Raw genomic sequence first — 16706 nt, forward strand, 5'->3', positions numbered from 1 at the left:
AACATGTATAGGTGACTTTAAAATAAACCTTTTAGCAATTCATACGCAATAAGGCTGATACCATTAGCACAATAAAAATGAGTTCCACTCTAGGGCGTGTCCTCATTTGAAAAATTGGTTTTAAATACTTAAAATCCTCCTTTAAGCTCTTTTGATTTCTATATTTTTTCAATGGCACGTACTCTTCTCACCGATGATATCTGGCAGCAAATTCAAGATACTATGCGATTACACGGTTGTTACTGTTCAAAGAATAGTAGAAATATCATGGAAGCGATCTTATGGAAACTGCGTACAGGCGCCACATGGCGTGATATTCCCCAAGAATTTTGTCCTTGGCAAACTGCTTACAATCGCTTTAATCGTTGGGCAAGCAAGGGATTGTGGGATAAATTTTTTTTAGATTACGAGGCGTCTTGGATCAAGAATGGGTATTCATTGACGGAAGTTACATACGCGTGCATCAACATGCAAGTGGAGCTCGGCATGGTTTCGAAAGAGCAATTGGACAATCACGTGGTGGACGAACAACAAAAATACATCTTGCAACCGACGCGAATGGATTACCGATTGATTTTAAAATCACTGGGGGTGACGTCCACGACAGTCAAGTTGCAAAACAACTGATTGATACGGTAGACGAGGCAACTTATCTCATTGCTGATAAGGGGTATGATGCTGAGTACATTAGAATATATGCCAAGAACAAGAATATGATTCCCATTATTCCATTGAGATCAAACAGTAAGAGATCGAATAAGGAATTTGATAAATATCTATATAAATTAAGACACTTAGTTGAAAATGCATTTTCGAGATTAAAACATTTCCGTGCTATTGCAACTCGATTTGATAAACTGGCACGCAATTATAAATCTATGATTCGTATAGCCTGTATATTTATTTGGTGCAAAGCCAAATGAGGACACACCCTAGTTAACATCTTAGTTCCATTTACTTTTCACTTAATTTATATAGCAGTTAACTCGTAGCATCAATGAAATAACATAACATGGAAAATAATCAAAAAGACAGAATTTGGATTTTGATCAGATCTGCTGTTTACATGCTTCTAAAGTAGCTTTGAATGTTTCACTTAACCTTTAAACTTTTTCTAAAATTAAATATATTTACATATACGTTCTAAAATTTGATAGAATTTATTAAAACTTTAGATTCTAAGTATAAATAATGAGAAGCGCTAATATTCGACGTGATGGCTACTTAAAATTTCTGAATACATGGCAAGACCGTGATGTCATTAAAGTACTTTCAGGTGTGCGTCGCTCTGGAAAATCCACCTTATTGGCGATGTTTCAACAAGACCTAAAAGCACAGGGTGTACAAGCCGAAAACATCATTGCCATCAACTTCGAATTTATGGAATTTGAAGAACTCACCGATTACCGTAAACTACATGATTATGTATTGTCCAAAGTTGATAAAAGTAAAAAAAACTACGTTTTTTTAGATGAAATACAACATGTTACAAATTTTGAGAAAGTAGTCGACTCCTTATATGTTCGGGATTATATCGATTTATATATTACAGGCTCAAATGCATTCTTTCTAAGTGGAGAACTTGCGACTTTACTTACAGGACGCTATATCGAGCAACACGTTCTACCTCTGTCATTCCAAGAATTTAAACAGTGGCATATTGAAAATAATCCGATCATCCAACAATTATCCAATCGTGATTTGTATGCCATGTATACGCGCAGTAGTTTCCCTTATACGCTTGCCATGACTAGCCAGCAGGAAACTTATGATTACTTGCAAGCGGTCTATGCCAGTGTAATGTTTAAAGATGTTATTCCCCGTTTGAATACTGCCGATATTAACTCTCTCGAGCGTGTCGCAAGATATTTGGCAAGCGTGACAGGCTCACCTATTTCCATCAATAAAATTAAAAATACCTTTGTTTCAAGTGGGGTTAAGATTTCATTTGAAACAGTAAAACGCTATATTCAGGGCTTACAGGACAGTTTGTTATTTTATAGTGCCGCACAATTTAAAGTACGCGGGCGTGAGTTATTACAATCCTCTGAAAAATACTATTTAGTTGATGTCGGATTGCGCCGGATTATGTTGCCTGATGCTAATGCTGATCAAGGTCATATCTTAGAAAATGTGATTTATCTTGAGCTTGTCAGACGAGGTTATACGGTCTATGTAGGGCGGGTTGATGAATATGAAATTGATTTTGTTGCTGTCGATACTTTACAGAATTTAACTTATTATCAGGTGGCATTAGAAACGCTCAATGAGGAGACACTCAGCCGAGAGTTACGTCCATTACAGAAAATTTCTGATTCGTATCCCAAATATTTACTTACCTTAGACACGATAGGGACTGAAGCAAATTATAATGGTATTGTAAAAATGAGTGCTCTCGATTGGTTGCTATCTGAAAATAAGTAAAGTTGAGGGTAGTCATCGGCACTTCTATTTATTGATCAAAACCCAAAGACTTTTCAGCATTAACCAAGAATGTGATCAAGCATAATTTCTACTCCATTTGTGATGGATTGATTTACCTCGACTCGATTGAGTCAGATCATCATGATTGAGCTACAGTCGCTTACTGAAAGTAGCGAGAATTGCGCTGGAGTTTCTGAAGGATATTAATTCCTTAGTTTGCCCATTCATCCGTGTGGGCATTTTTTTTGATTAAAATACAATGCTGTTCTTGCTAAAAAATGACGGCACCCACCATAAAACACAATATTCCAAAAATAATCCAAGGCCAGATCTTTGTCTTCGGTTGTTCTAAATTCTGAGGATTATATTCCGTGTGTTCTAGCGATGTCGGTTGTGGAACACGGGTCTTTTTAGAGTAAGGCTGTTGTTTAGAGTAAGATAGTCCCGTACCTGGAATACCGACACTGGTTCGCGTACCTTTTTTCCCCAATATTTAGAGAAGCACCAGGTTTGCCAATGCTGGCACTGCTGATGCCTTTATGGGTCAGATTAATTTTAAAACCCGGGAATAATTTAATACTTTTACGAAATCTAAAGGCACTGTTGCAAATAGAGATTTGAGTCGATGAAGTTCCTTTTTAAAAGTGCTTAGAGACCGAAAACCCTGTTGATTAGACACACTTCACCTTGAGGCTGACCATAATAAAATGACGATGCTTGTCCTTTACGTAGTGCACGCATGACTTCAATACCTTTAATTGTGGCATAAGCCGTCTTCATAGATTTGAATCCTAATGTGGCCCTGATGATTCTCTTTAACTTACCATGATCACATTCAATGACATTATTTTTATACTTAATCTGCCTGTGCTCAATATCTACTGGACATTTTCCTTCTCGCTTTAACCGTGATAAAGCATGGCCATAGGTCGCTGCTTTATCTGTATTGATGACCCGTGGAATTTGCCATTTTTTCACCGTATTGAAGATTTTTCCTAAAAAACAATAGGCTGATTTACTGTTCCGTCTAGCGGAAAGGTAAAAGTCAATCGTATGACCACGTTGATCAACTGCACGATACAGGTAAGTCCATCGCCCCTTCACTTTGATATAAGTCTCATCCATATGCCATGAATGTAAATCTGTAGGATTACGCCAATACCAGCGTAAACGTTTTTCTATTTCAGGAGCATAACGTTGAACCCAACGGTAAATAGTCGTGTGATCAACATTCACACCCCGTTCGGCCAGCATTTCCTGCAGTTCACGATAGCTAATGCCATATTTACAATACCAGCGCACAGCCCAAAGAATGATTTCGCCCTGAAAATGCCGACCATGGAAAGGATTCATATGCTGCACCTTTAGCTAAAACAGTCTTCAGCTTACCATTCGTGGTTATTTGCAACAGTGCCGTTTAAAGTGCGTGTGATAAATAGAAGTGTAATACAGGAAAATGGTAAGGTTTATCAGCCTAGTCATCTGTCCATTATGTAGAAAGAGCAGCACTTTAATGTTTATGCTGTTCCAATGTATTACATTCCGTACTTTCTATTTGTAACGTAATTTCAGTAATACTATGATTATGTTTTAGAACGTCTAAGGCCTTTTGATAGAGTTGATCTGTATTGCTATTCGGAGCAACCAAATGAGCAGTTAAATGAATATTTTTTGAGGATATAGCCCAGACTTTCAACTGATGAATCCCTTCAACGCCCTCTAGCTTCAATAAATCATTTCTTAACGACTCAATATCAATCTCATCAGGAACTCCTTCAAGCAGAATATTAATACTTTGTTTTAATAAAATCCAAGTTCGAGGTAAGACCCAGAAGCCAATTAACACAGCGATTACGGTATCAACCCACATCCACTGGGTAAAATAAATAACTATTCCTCCGATAATCACGCCTATCGATCCTAGAGCATCACTAAGAACTTCTAAATATGCACCTTTTATATTTAGACTTCCTTCAGCACTAGCAGAAAGGATTTTCATTGAAATCAAATTTACGACCAAACCAATGACCGCGACAATCATCATTTCAACACTTTGAATTTCAGCAGGGTTCGTAAAACGTTGATAAGCTTCATATACAATATATATTGCTACCACAAAAAGCATCACCGCATTAAACAGAGCCGCTAAAATTTCAAATCGCTGATAGCCAAAAGTTCTTTTATCATCTGCGGCTTTTTTACCAATTTTGATAGCGGCAAGAGCAATAGCTAAAGCGGCTACATCAGTAAACATATGAGCTGCATCAGATAACAAAGCCAAACTTTGGGTAATAAAAGCAGCGACAACTTCTACTATTAAAAAAGTAGTCGTTAAACCTAAGGCAACCATTAACTTCTTACTATTTTCTTCAGTAACAACCGCATGGCTATGATCATGATGTTCTGACATAAAATATTTTCCTTATTCTATTTATGATGAGCAGAGATATTGGATAACAGCCAATATCTCTGCTGTAAATCGACTAATCTATTGGATTAAGAAACTTTCTTTTCATTCATCCAGCGGTACAGTACGGGCAATAAAACCAATGTAAGCAGGGTAGAGGAGATAATTCCTCCAATAACCACTGTTGCTAAAGGTCTCTGTACTTCTGCCCCAGTTCCGGTTGCCAAAGCCATCGGGACAAACCCAAGGGACGCCACACAAGCGGTCATCAGCACAGGTCTAAGACGCAAAATTGCACCCTGCCACGTTGCATAATAAAGGTCATATTGTTGTCGCAACTCTTTGATAAAGGTGAGCATGACTAAGCCATTCAGTACAGCCACCCCCGATAGTGCAATGAAGCCAACCCCTGCTGACATGGATAATGGAATGTCACGCAACCACAACGCGATTAAGCCTCCACATAAGGCAAACGGTACACCACTAAAGACCAGTAAGCTTTCTTTGATATTATGGAATACAGCCATCAATAAAATAAAGATCGTCAACAATGCGAGCGGAACCACCAATTGCATACGCGCTTTTGCAGACATCAGATTTTGAAATTGACCGCCATAATCTATCCAATAACCGCTTGGTAATTCCTGTTTGGATAACGTGCTCTGAAGCTCTGTTACGAATGAGCCTAAATCACGTCCTTCTACATTTGCAGTAATAACCACTCGACGTTTACCATTTTCACGGCTGACCTGATTAATACCCAGGATATTTTCAACGCGTGCCACATCTTGCAGTTGGACTAAACCACCATTCGGCAATTGAATAGGAAGTACCGCTAACTGTTCAGGACTACGCTGGGATTCATCTAGACGGATGACAAAATCAAAACGCTTGTCTCCCTGTAAAATTGTTCCAACATTCTGGCCACCGACACTTGTAGCTACCAGATCCTGAATTGCTCTTACCGACAAGCCATATTGTGCAGCTCTGGACTTATCCACCTCTACATTCAACAAGGGTAAGCCACTGGTCTGTTCTACATTAACGGCTGTCGCGCCTGAAATTGAGTTAATTTTTTGAGAAATTTTATTCGCTTCGCGATTTAGAATCTCCATGTCATCACCAAATAATTTGACACCCACATCACTTCGCACCCCTGAAATTAACTCGTTAAAGCGCAGTTCAATGGGTTGCGAGAACTCACTGTTATTTCCCGGCAATGTCGCTAAGAAAGTAATCATTCTTTGGCGAAGCTCATCAATCGTTTGTTTTGGATCAGGCCATTCATCATGAGGTTTTAACAGTACCACGCCATCTGAAATGTTGGGTGGCATAACATCTGTGGCCACTTCTGCTGTACCGGTACGAGCAAAGATCGCTTTAATTTCAGGAAATTCTTTCAACAGTAACTTTTCAGTATTTTCCTGCATTCTCAGTGACTGTTCTAACCCTGTACTTGGGGAACGCATTTGCTGAACAGCAAAATCACCTTCACCCAGTTGAGGTGCAAACTCGCTACCTGTTTGAGTGGCTAGCACGCCCGTAAGCACTAAAATACAGGCAGCCACAATAGTCACAAATAAACGAAGCTCATAGGCTTTATCTAAAAGCAGTTCATATTTGGTTTTAAGCCAATGCATCCAGCGACTTTCGGTTTCCTTGACTTCTCCAGTGACAAATAGGGCAACTGCGGCTGGCACAAAAGTGACAGATAAAATCATGGCCCCAATTAAAGCCAGTACAACAGTCATTGCCATAGGATGGAAAAGTTTGGCTTCTACACCCGTCAGGGTAAAGATAGGTAGATAAACCACCAAAATAATTAACTGTCCAAAAATCAGAGGACGACGCGCCTGTTTTGCAGCCAAGAAGACTTCTTTAAATCTTTCAGAACGGCTAAGTAAACCACCTTTCAGCTTCTGAGCTTCTGCTAGCCGACGGATACAGTTTTCTACAATAACCACTGCACCATCAATAATAATACCGAAGTCCAGTGCCCCTAAACTCATCAGATTTGCACTAATCTTCTGCTCTGCCATTCCCGTCAAGGTAAACAGCATTGACAGTGGAATAACGCAAGCCGTGATCAGCGCAGCACGGAAATTACCTAGAAAGAGAAATAAAATAACAATGACGAGGATTGCACCCTCAATCAAATTTTTCTGAACGGTTTTGATCGCCCGATCAACCAAATGCGTACGGTCATACACAGTCTCAATCACCACACCTTTAGGTAGCGATTGCTGGATCGATTGCACCTTTTCATCAATGGCTTGAGCAACGGTACGGCTATTTTCTCCCATCATCATCATGGCAATACCCAATACAGTTTCTTCACCATTATAGGTTGCAGCCCCTGTTCTCAAGTCATGACCAATTGAGACATTGGCGACATCTGCCACCCGAATCGGATAGCCGTTTTTATTGGCAATACTGATGTTCTGGATATCTTCAATCGTGTTTAAAGTGCCGGGAACACGAACCGTTAGCTGTTGTCCATTTTTCTCAATATAGCCAGCACCACGGTTTTCATTATTCTCTGTTAAGGCAGTTTGTAAATCAGACAAAGGAATTTGCAATTGTTGCAATCGGTTCAGATCCGGGGCAACCACATAGGTTTTATTAAAGCCACCAATGCTGTTGATCTCCGCAACGCCTTTTACGCGCTGTAATTGTGGCCTTACAATCCAATCCTGAATTTCACGTAAATCCATAGCCGAATAAGCGGTCCCATCCGGTTTTTTAGCATTTGGTTCGGCTTTAATCACCCATTGATAGATTTCACCTAAACCTGTCGAAATAGGTGACATGTTAGGTTGCACATCTTCAGGCATTTCTCCCATTGCTTCTTGCAAGCGCTGGTTGATAAGCTGTCTGGCCCAGTAAATATCCGTGCCATCTTCAAAAATGATGGTCACTTGCGATAAGCCGTAGCGTGAAATAGAACGGGTTTGTTCCATTTTCGGCATGCCTGACATGGCATTCTCGATTGGATATGTAATCCGCTGTTCCATTTCTAAAGCCGTAAAACCATTGGCTGAAGTGTTAATCTGCACCTGAGTATTGGTAATATCTGGTACAGCATCAATCGGTAACTTTTGATAACTATAAATACCAATAGCAATCCAAGCCGCAATAAACAGCATGACCCAGATTGCGTTATGGATAGAAAACTGGATCAGTCGATCAAACAGTCCTTCAGGTTTTACCGATTCGTGGTCTGGAATTTGAGGAGTTTCAGTGCTCATGTGAAGCCTCTCCTTTTTCCAGCTCGGATTTCAGTAAAAAACTGCCTTGAGCGGCATATTTTTGTCCCTGACTAAGCCCACTCACCACTTCAATCCATTGGCTCTCCCCAGATGATTGCCCTAATTTCACAGGTTGCGGACTGAATTCAACTTTTTGTCCATGCTGAGTGGCGACAAAAACCACATCTTTTCCATCGACATTCTGAACTGCGGACTTAAGTACCCGTAATGCGGTACTTTCACTCCGTTGTTGCAACTGTACGTTCACCATCAAGTTTGGACGTAATTCGGTTGCATTCGATTCAACTTTTGCTCGCACCTGAAGACGACCTGTTTGAATATCCGCTTCAGTATTTAAAGTCTGAATAACAGCTTGATAAACCTTTTCTGTTTGCAAGGATTTAAATTCGATCTTTTGATTCGGGGCTAAGCCCATAATTTCAGAATTTGGAACAATAAACTCAAGCCAGAGTTGATCTAACCGGTCTATCGTAAAGAGTTGATCGGCTAACTGAACATTTTCCCCGAGAACCAAATCCTTTTTACTGATCACGCCAGAAATGGGAGCTTTCAAAATATAGCGTCCGTTACTGGCATTCACTGCACCAAATGCACTTAAACGTGATTGGGCCGCTTGAACCTGAATTTGTGCCCGTTTATAGCTGTTATAAGCACGTTGATAGTCCTGTTTTGCTGAAATGCCCTGTGACCAAAGCTGACGCTCACGATCATAGTCTTGTTTCGCCAGTTCAAGGTTGGTTTGTTCAATTTTAAGATTGGCCTGCTGATCAACTAGATCAGGAACAAGCAACGCAGCCAAAGGCTGTCCTTTCTGAACTTTTTGACCGAGTTCTACATAGACATTTTCTACATGACCACTAAAACTCGGTGAGACGTGCGCTTGCTGGTCAGTATTCACATTCAGTTTGGCAGGATAAGAACTTAATTTAACCACCGGGCCTTGATCGACCGCTGATAATTGTATGCCCTGTTCCACCAGTTGCTTGGCAGTCAGGCTCACACCTTCTGCATGCTCTTCGGTTTCACCGCCATGTTCTTCTCCGCTTTCTTCCTCTGCATGTTCATCTGATGTTTCCGATTTATTCTTACCAGTTAAGATCAAAAAAATACTGAGGAGTACGGTAGCGCCGATAACCAAACTAATCAGTAGAGGTTGAGAGATTTTTCCGCTCTGTTTTTTTAAGCTGTTTTTAAGATCGAACATGTTAATTTCCCCCACCAATGACAGGCATGGCCTGTATGTCTTGCCATAAGTTTTGATTGATTTGTGCAATAGCATCTTTCGACATGACTTCACTTGGGCTAATGCCTAAGCTCAAACTTTCTGCTTCAATGGCCTTTTGCCAGCCATCCCGTAACAACTGGACTTTACGCAGACGGATGTCTTGTAATTGAAGCGTGGCTTGCTGAACATCGGTTAAAGCAAACTTGCCTGCCAAGAAACCTTGTAGCGTCTTACTTTGAACTTGAGTCGCCAAAGGAATTTGAGTCTCGTCAACGACTTTGAATTGCAGCTCTAAACCCTGCAACTCGGTTAAAATTGTGCCTATTTGCAGCGCATTTTGCTTCAGATAAAACTCTTTCTGACGCTCTAATAAGTTCATTTTTTCTTGCGCGATTTTTATGCCATTTTGCTGACGATCGAAAATATTAAGCGGTACACTGACTCCGACTACTAATTGATTTTGTGTGGAGTTTTCCAAGGATTGGGTGCGGTTGACACCTAGGTTTAAAGTGGGGTTAGGACGTGCCTTTGCCCTTAGTTGATCAACCGTTGCTTGAGACTCTAATACCAGTAAAGCTCGATATTTCTCAACGTAGTTTTCCGCTAAATATTCTTGAACCTGTTCATGAGTCGATTTTGGCCAGAGCTTTTGTGAAGAGAGGTTTACCTGCAATGACTTATCAGACGTACCCCATAAATTTGATAATTGTTGGGTGGCCACTTGTACCTGTAAGTCTGCCTGTCTAAAAAGACGGATATTTTCAGCATGGCTTAAACGTGCGCGATTTACATCTACTTGGGCAATACTGCCTGCATTAAAGCGCTTTTCGATTGCTTGAAGGTTTTCTTGGCTCACCCGAAGTTGTTCATTGACAATGTTTTTTTCAAGTTCAGCAATGGCCAGTTGTGACCATACATATTTCACTGCAAGCTCAATTTGTGCTTGATAAATCTTCTGTTTCAGCGCTGTTTTATCTGTAGAGAGACTGGCTAATTTTTGGTTTGCTCTTCGCTCACCAAAAATATCCAAGGGTTGTGATATGCCAATGGTAAGCTCTTTTTCATTATTTGAACCAAATCCCGTTTGTTCAACTGACAGTTCAGGATTTTTAAACAGCTTACTTTGCTGAAGATTCGTGGCATTAATGCTGTTTTGCGTTTCCCAGAAATTTTGGGACGCTTGATATTGGTTAACCTGCTCAATAGCTTGCTGCAGCGTTAAATCTTGAGTACTGGCGACTACGGAAGTACTGAAGCTGATCATTGCAGATAGCAAGATACCGCTACCTAAGGCTGACCAGGATAAATTCAGGATGGAGGTATCCTGATGTAATTTGTTTTTTGACATGAAAATGCCCCACGCATAATGAAATTAGGAGTGGTGGGCTTTTATAAGACTACCCCACCAATAGTAGGGGCAAATCGGGAGGCGGGGTTAATTGATCCAGATAAGGGGGTTTATAAAAAGTTATTCCCAAATAAGTTGGGGTAATGCCGGTCTCAAAATTAGCTTTAAGCTTCAGATCATCGGGTGGGTCAATCTGAATCACGATTGTATTTGAGAAATGACTGCACTTTTCGTTAAAACAAACCTTCTGACAATAGTCATAGATTTCTTTATAGTTTTCTAGGGAATAAAGTGCTTGACGAGGACTATCACTCTTTTCGTCTAAATCGATTGGATTAGAGAGTATTGAATTGGGTATGTTTGGCATTTCATGCAGACAAGCAGCCTCTGCCACACTCCAAATATTCTGGAATGTGAATAAGAGTACCAATATCTGGATTAGAAATGTTTTTCTCTTCATACACAAATCTGTATTTAAAACACCAATCGGAAGCTAACCAAAGCTATCTAAGATCTGATCACAAAATTTAAGTCACCTTAATCTTTTTGCAGCCTTAAGTAAAGATATACAGAGTTTTTGAAAAAAGCATAGGTCTAGATAATCAAGCTAGATTTTTTAGAACTCCACATTGGTCAATTGTACATAAACCATCACAAGTACCTCTTAAATCAGATAATTGTTCAATAAGCTTTTGTTGCTTGATTATATTTTCTCTGATAGCACTGACATGTAAGTCAATTAATTCATTCACATCTGAACAATTTTTCTTGGGATTATCTTTATAGGTGAGTAATTGACGAATTTCATTCAAACTCATATTTAAAGTTCGGCAATTCAAAATAAACTTAATTCGCTCAACATAGCCTATATCGTAAAGGCGGTAATTTCCTTCCGTTCTTTCGGGTTCCGGAATTAAACCTTCCTTTTCATAAAACCTAATTGTTAATACTGAACATGAGGTTTTTTTAGAGAGTTCACCAATTTTTAAATGCATTGAGTTGGTATTTCCAAAAAATCTTGACTCTATAGTAACTATAGGGATTCTAATATTCAAAGTTTATAAATTTTTTTAATGGGTATAATTATGAGTGGTTGTGGATGTAGTAAAGAAACACCATGCAAAGATAAGAAATCTCAACAAGAAAATCATCCATCAATTGCAGAAGCAAACAATTCAAAGAATTGTAATAATACGCTTAGCTGTTGTGGTGAAGAGGAAGAAGAAAAATCTTCATCTCCTTGCTGTAACACTTCAAACAGTTGTGAAGATACCGCTCAATCCTGTTGTGGTTCTGATCCCAAAGAAAATTTAAGCACTGAAGACGTTTTAAAAAATTCGCACTACATGAGTGAATACTTAGTTCCCAAAATGGATTGTTCTGCGGAAGAACAGATGGTTCGTATGGCGCTATCTTCAATTGATGGTGTTCAAAAACTCATCTTTGATTTACCTAACCGTTCTTTAAAGGTTCTACATAATCAAAAAGATGAAAATATAACCACCAAACTTGAAGCTTTGGGTTTTGGTGCAAAGCTTGTGAAGACTGAAACTTATATAAGCAATCAACAGGCTAAGCAAACAAGTACCTACACCATTCCTAAAATGGATTGCTCTGCTGAAGAGCAAATGGTCCGTATGGCTCTTGCAGATATTGAAGCAGTTAAAGGTCTTACTTTTGATCTTCCCAATCGAAAACTGAAAGTCTTCCATAATGAAGGGAGTCAGCAAATTACGGCCAAACTTGAAGGACTGGGTTTTGGGGCGAAACTTGATGAAACACAGCTTTCTTCAGGCGATATACCTAATGAACCTGATCCTGTGAGACAAGCTAAAGTACTTAAACTGTTATTAGGCATTAATGCTCTACTTTTCTTTATAGAATTCATCAGCGGAATTATTGCTGCGTCTACAGGATTGATTGCTGATTCTCTAGATATGTTTGCCGATGCAGCCGTTTATGGTATTGCGCTATATGCCGTCGGAAAAGCTGCGAAATATCAAGTGAAAGCAGCCCATTTCGCAGGTTGGATTCAGTTATTACTTGCTGTCATCGTGATTATTGATGTCATTAGACGATTCATGTTTGGAAGCGAGCCAGAATCAACGCTCATGATTGTTATTGGCCTGCTCGCACTTATAGCTAACGTGACATGCTTATATCTTATTTCTGGTCATCGAGAAGATGGCGCACATATGAAAGCCAGTTGGATTTTCTCGGCGAATGACGTTGTCGTAAATATGGGCGTTATATTTGCCGGTGTACTCGTGGCGTGGACGGGATCAGCTTACCCAGACTTAATCATTGGCATCCTGGTTTCTTTATTCGTGCTTAATGGTGCTCGAAAGATTTTGGCTTTGAAGTAAGAGTATCGAAAATGAATCTATTTCAAGTTAAACAAAATCAGATCGTCAAAATTAGAGATCTCAAAAAAGGTAATCAATACAGTCATACCACTGATCCCGTATTGGAACGGCTCCAACTATTAGGTTTTAGAGAGGGTGAAACTCTACAAGTACTCGCTAAAGGTGTTTTTGGCGGAGATCCTGTTTTAGTTCAAATTGAAACTTCAAGATTCGCATTAAGAAAGAATGAAGCTGAAAGAATTTTTGTAGAGTTAGTATCCAATGAAGATTAAGAACATTGCATTAGTCGGTAATCCAAATTGTGGAAAAACCTCTTTATTTAATACGCTTACTGGTACGCGACAAAAAGTTGCCAACTATGCTGGAGTTACCGTAGAAAGAAAAGAAGGTTCTTTTAAATTACCTTCTGGTGATGCAGTACGAGTATTGGACTTACCCGGAACTTACAGTTTAAAACCTAGTAGTTTAGATGAAGAAGTCACCAGGGCAGTTTGTTTGGGCGAGCTAAAAGGTGAAGTTCTACCCGATATTTTTATATGCGTTGTAGATGCCACAAATTTAAGCTTACATTTGAGCTTGGTTCTCGAAGTTCGTGCTCTAAATCGCCCTATGATTCTTGTATTAAATATGATGGATGAGGTCAAAAAGCGTGGTATTTCCATTGATAAGGATAAACTGTCTCAACTGTTAGGTATCCCTGTAGTTGAAGCTGTCGCAGTTAAAACAAAAGGAATTCAAGATTTAATTAATCAATTAGATCAAAAAAATCTTTTTATTACTCCTTATCATTCTGAATTAAGTCATTTTGAACAGGTCAAACAAATCACCAAACAAGTTATTTTAAATAATGACAGTGGTGATAAAAGAACCGCATTTCTAGATAAAATTTTTCTACATCCTGTATTGGGTTTAGTAATCTTAACTTTAACCATGTTTGTGATGTTCCAGGCGGTATTTATATGGGCAACGCCTTTTATTGAATTCATTGAAAATTTTGTCGCATGGCTCAGTGATTTTATTGGACCACTAATCCAACATCCTCTATTAAAAAGCTTGGTTGTGGATGGGGTAATTGCTGGTGCAGGTAGCGTGCTTGCATATATGCCTCAGATTTTGATTTTATTCTTCTTCATTTTAATGCTTGAAGAGTCAGGCTATTTACCCCGGGCAGCATTTCTTTTAGATAAATTAATGTCTAAAGCCGGGCTTAGCGGCCGTTCATTTATTCCTCTGCTATCCAGTTTTGCTTGTGCCATTCCCGGAATTATGGCAACCAGAAGTATCAGCTCTGAACGGGACCGATTAGCAACAATTATGATTGCACCCTTGATGACCTGTTCAGCAAGATTGCCAGTATATGCTTTATTGATCGCGGCATTTATTCCCAACCAATTAATCTACGGCTGGTTAAGTCTGCAAGGATTAGTCCTTTTTGGTCTTTATATGTCGGGAATAGTCTCAGCGTTATTAGTTTCAGTCTTTCTGAAGTTGGTTCGAAAAGATAAAACTGAAAGTATTTTTATTTTTGAACTTCCCACATACCGAATTCCAGATATTAGAAATATTGCATTAGGCTTATATGATAGGGCAACTATTTTCTTAAAACGAGTTGGTGGCATTATCGTTGCGCTGTCTATCTTGTTATGGGTGCTAGTCACGTTCCCTCAACCACCAGATAATGCAACCATGCCGGCCATTAACTATAGTTTAGCTGGTCAGTTAGGGCATTTAATTCATCCTATATTTGCGCCTATTGGGTTTACATGGGAAATATGTATTGCACTCATTCCTGCTATGGCAGCAAGGGAAGTTGTAATTGCTGCTCTTGGGGTGATTTATGCGATGTCAGGTGATGAAGATACAGTAACTCAAAGTCTGTTAAGTCAAATTTCAGGCCCGGATGGATGGGGGTTAGCCACAGGTTTATCATTATTGGTATGGTTTATTTTTGCTCCCCATTGTCTTGCTACGTTAGCAACAATTAGACGAGAAACTGGCAGCTGGAAACAGCCCATCATTATGGCAACTTATTTGTTTGCATTAGCCTACATCTTTTCATTCATCACATATCAAGTTGCGAGTAATCTTTAATTAGCAAATGAATAAAATAAGGGAGCTAGCTCCCTTATTTTATTGAAATACTCACTATAAATGAAGCGCTTTTACAAGAAAAACTGTATAGATATCAATAATATTAAACAGCTTCCTAAGAAAACTTCTAATTTAATTATAAATTATGAAAGAGTTCCCTCTTTTTAGTGCAATTCATGAAATTAGGTTTAAATATCAAAAATTATGGCTTAATGAAGAGCATGATCTTGTAGACACTTTTAGTGAAATAATAATCAAAATATTGGAATGCTCCCAGTAGCCTAGACACAAAACCGATTCTAAAATTCTTATACTCGATATGGATAATTATTCTGAAAATTTTTTAGTATTAATTTCTTGTAGATAAGTGAAGATCTCATCTACTGTAGCTCTCGCTGTTCTAGAAACGCCAATTAATGTTGCAGATGCCATACCTGTCCAATCTCCATATCCAACTAACCACAAGTTAGGTAACTTAATAGACCTTCCATTTTGAACTTCTACAAAGTTATCTCGCTCTACTATATCTATACTTTTTAGATGATTTAATGAAGCCTTAAATCCAGTACACCAAATAATCACATCAATTTTCTCTTTTTTTCCATCTGGCCAAATAACTGCATCTGTAGCTAAAGATTGAAAAGGTGGACGGCTATGTAAGACTCCTCTATTCCTTGCCTCTTTGACACTATCGATCATCACAATATCACCTAGGCCACCTATTGGCTGGTCAACTTTTCTTCCTTCTTGTTGTACTTTTAAACGCTCAGTTGCTCTTAAAAACAGTACTCGACCATCGACATCATCAGGTAAAAATTGAGGCGGAGTTTTTGTGACCCAAATGGTTTCAGCAACTTGTGAAACCTCAGCGAGTATTTGCGCGCCCGAATTCCCCCCACCCACCACGATGACTTTCTTATCTTTAAATGAATCTGCATTCAGGTAATGGGCTGAATGTAACTGCGTGCCTTGAAAGTTTTCCTGTCCCGGATAATCAGGAATAAACGGCTGGCGCCATGTCCCTGTTGCACTGACCACCACCTTGGCTCGCCAAAACTTTTCTCCAGCATATACGTCTAAATACTTTCCCTTCGATTCCACACGATCGACATGTACTGGACGAACAATCGAAAATTGATATCTCTGTTCATAAGCCGATAAATACTGGATCACCTCATTTCGTGTTGGATAGGTCTGTTCAGTGATGGGCATCATCCAACCGGATAGAGAACTCCAGGTATTAGGAGAAAAAAGACGCAATGACTCCCAGGTATGCAGCCAGGCACCCCCCGCTTGATTTTGCTCATCCAATATAATGAATGGGATTTTCTTGCGCTTTAAAAAATAAGCGGTAGATAAAGCGGCCTGCCCACCACCGATAATGATCACATCAGTTTCAGTCTGTTTCTGGTTCAAAGCCTTCACCTTTTCCTTATTTATCTCTGACTTCTTTAATGTAAAAACCCAATCATGAAGACTGGGTTTTTACAATATTCATTGTACCTTTAACAGCACTTCATCGGTACAGCATAAAAGTGTTACTGACCTGGCAATGAGGCGCAGTATTTAATACCAT

13 protein-coding genes and 2 pseudogenes are annotated in these 16706 nt (G+C 39.3%); 6 read left to right on the forward strand and 9 right to left on the reverse strand.

All coding sequences use genetic code 11. The features are described 5' to 3' along the window. Positions 1-171: 171 nt before the first annotated feature. The 3 genes and pseudogenes from G4D73_RS15230 to G4D73_RS15745 form a co-directional block, all read left to right on the forward strand. Positions 172-923 (forward strand): IS5 family transposase gene (locus G4D73_RS15230; RefSeq protein WP_411800830.1). Its coding sequence is split into 2 segments (ribosomal slippage): positions 172-406 and positions 406-923, totalling 753 coding nucleotides; the frame shifts between segments, so codons are not numbered across the junction. A 268-nt stretch (positions 924-1191) separates the two neighbouring features. Continuing rightward, positions 1192-2424 carry an ATP-binding protein gene (locus G4D73_RS15235; protein WP_001255534.1) on the forward strand — a complete coding sequence of 411 codons (1233 nt, stop codon included), beginning with the start codon at positions 1192-1194 and terminating at the stop codon, positions 2422-2424. 35 nt (positions 2425-2459) lie between these two features. Then, positions 2460-2564, forward strand: a pseudogene (locus tag G4D73_RS15745) (HNH endonuclease); the annotation flags it as partial. 131 nt (positions 2565-2695) lie between these two features. Here G4D73_RS15745 and G4D73_RS15240 read toward each other — a convergent pair. The 8 genes and pseudogenes from G4D73_RS15240 to cadR all read right to left on the reverse strand — a co-directional run bounded on the left by G4D73_RS15240 (position 2696) and on the right by cadR (position 11668). Next, a pseudogene (locus G4D73_RS15240) lies at positions 2696-3035 on the reverse strand (DUF4236 domain-containing protein). A 37-nt stretch (positions 3036-3072) separates the two neighbouring features. Then, positions 3073-3777, reverse strand: a complete 705-nt coding sequence (locus G4D73_RS15245) for an IS6-like element IS1008 family transposase (protein ID WP_180181286.1) — start codon at positions 3775-3777, stop codon at positions 3073-3075. Positions 3778-3934: 157 nt separating this feature from the next. Next, positions 3935-4834, reverse strand: a complete 900-nt coding sequence (locus G4D73_RS15250; protein ID WP_213687776.1) for a cation diffusion facilitator family transporter — start codon at positions 4832-4834, stop codon at positions 3935-3937. A gap of 86 nt (positions 4835-4920) precedes the next feature. After that, positions 4921-8079 (reverse strand): efflux RND transporter permease subunit, encoded by a 3159-nt coding sequence (locus G4D73_RS15255; RefSeq protein WP_005407475.1) that lies wholly within the window; start codon positions 8077-8079, stop codon positions 4921-4923. Next, positions 8069-9304 carry an efflux RND transporter periplasmic adaptor subunit gene (locus G4D73_RS15260; RefSeq protein WP_004281853.1) on the reverse strand — a complete coding sequence of 412 codons (1236 nt, stop codon included), beginning with the start codon at positions 9302-9304 and terminating at the stop codon, positions 8069-8071. Before G4D73_RS15260 ends, G4D73_RS15255 begins: the two co-directional genes overlap by 11 nt. A gap of 1 nt (position 9305) precedes the next feature. Further along, on the reverse strand, positions 9306-10673 hold the full coding sequence (locus G4D73_RS15265) for a TolC family protein (protein WP_004281854.1): 1368 nt from the start codon (positions 10671-10673) through the stop codon (positions 9306-9308). Between the two features lie 49 nt (positions 10674-10722). After that, positions 10723-11133 carry a hypothetical protein gene (locus G4D73_RS15270; RefSeq protein WP_004733191.1) on the reverse strand — a complete coding sequence of 137 codons (411 nt, stop codon included), beginning with the start codon at positions 11131-11133 and terminating at the stop codon, positions 10723-10725. Between the two features lie 142 nt (positions 11134-11275). After that, entirely contained in the window at positions 11276-11668 is a 393-nt protein-coding gene (gene cadR, locus G4D73_RS15275) for a Cd(II)/Pb(II)-responsive transcriptional regulator (protein WP_004281856.1), read from the reverse strand. Positions 11669-11758: 90 nt separating this feature from the next. Here cadR and G4D73_RS15280 point away from each other — a divergent pair, with 90 nt between their 5' ends. Genes G4D73_RS15280 through feoB form a run of 3 tightly spaced genes read left to right on the forward strand, consistent with a single transcriptional unit; the run spans position 11759 to position 15130 of the window. After that, positions 11759-13039 carry a cation transporter gene (locus G4D73_RS15280; RefSeq protein WP_005105969.1) on the forward strand — a complete coding sequence of 427 codons (1281 nt, stop codon included), beginning with the start codon at positions 11759-11761 and terminating at the stop codon, positions 13037-13039. Positions 13040-13050: 11 nt separating this feature from the next. Next, complete coding sequence (locus G4D73_RS15285; protein ID WP_004665962.1) at positions 13051-13311, forward strand: FeoA family protein; 261 nt, start codon at positions 13051-13053, stop codon at positions 13309-13311. Then, positions 13301-15130: a ferrous iron transporter B gene (gene feoB, locus G4D73_RS15290; protein WP_034171691.1), complete on the forward strand. Its 1830-nt coding sequence runs from the start codon at positions 13301-13303 to the stop codon at positions 15128-15130. The genes G4D73_RS15285 and feoB overlap by 11 nt, the downstream gene beginning before the upstream one ends. Positions 15131-15457: 327 nt before the next feature. Here feoB and G4D73_RS15295 read toward each other — a convergent pair whose 3' ends face one another. Continuing rightward, positions 15458-16546 (reverse strand): ArsO family NAD(P)H-dependent flavin-containing monooxygenase, encoded by a 1089-nt coding sequence (locus tag G4D73_RS15295; RefSeq protein WP_026444402.1) that lies wholly within the window; start codon positions 16544-16546, stop codon positions 15458-15460. Positions 16547-16706 lie beyond the last annotated feature (160 nt).

The organism is Acinetobacter sp. WY4, from assembly GCF_018438165.1.
Lineage (GTDB): Bacteria > Pseudomonadota > Gammaproteobacteria > Pseudomonadales > Moraxellaceae > Acinetobacter.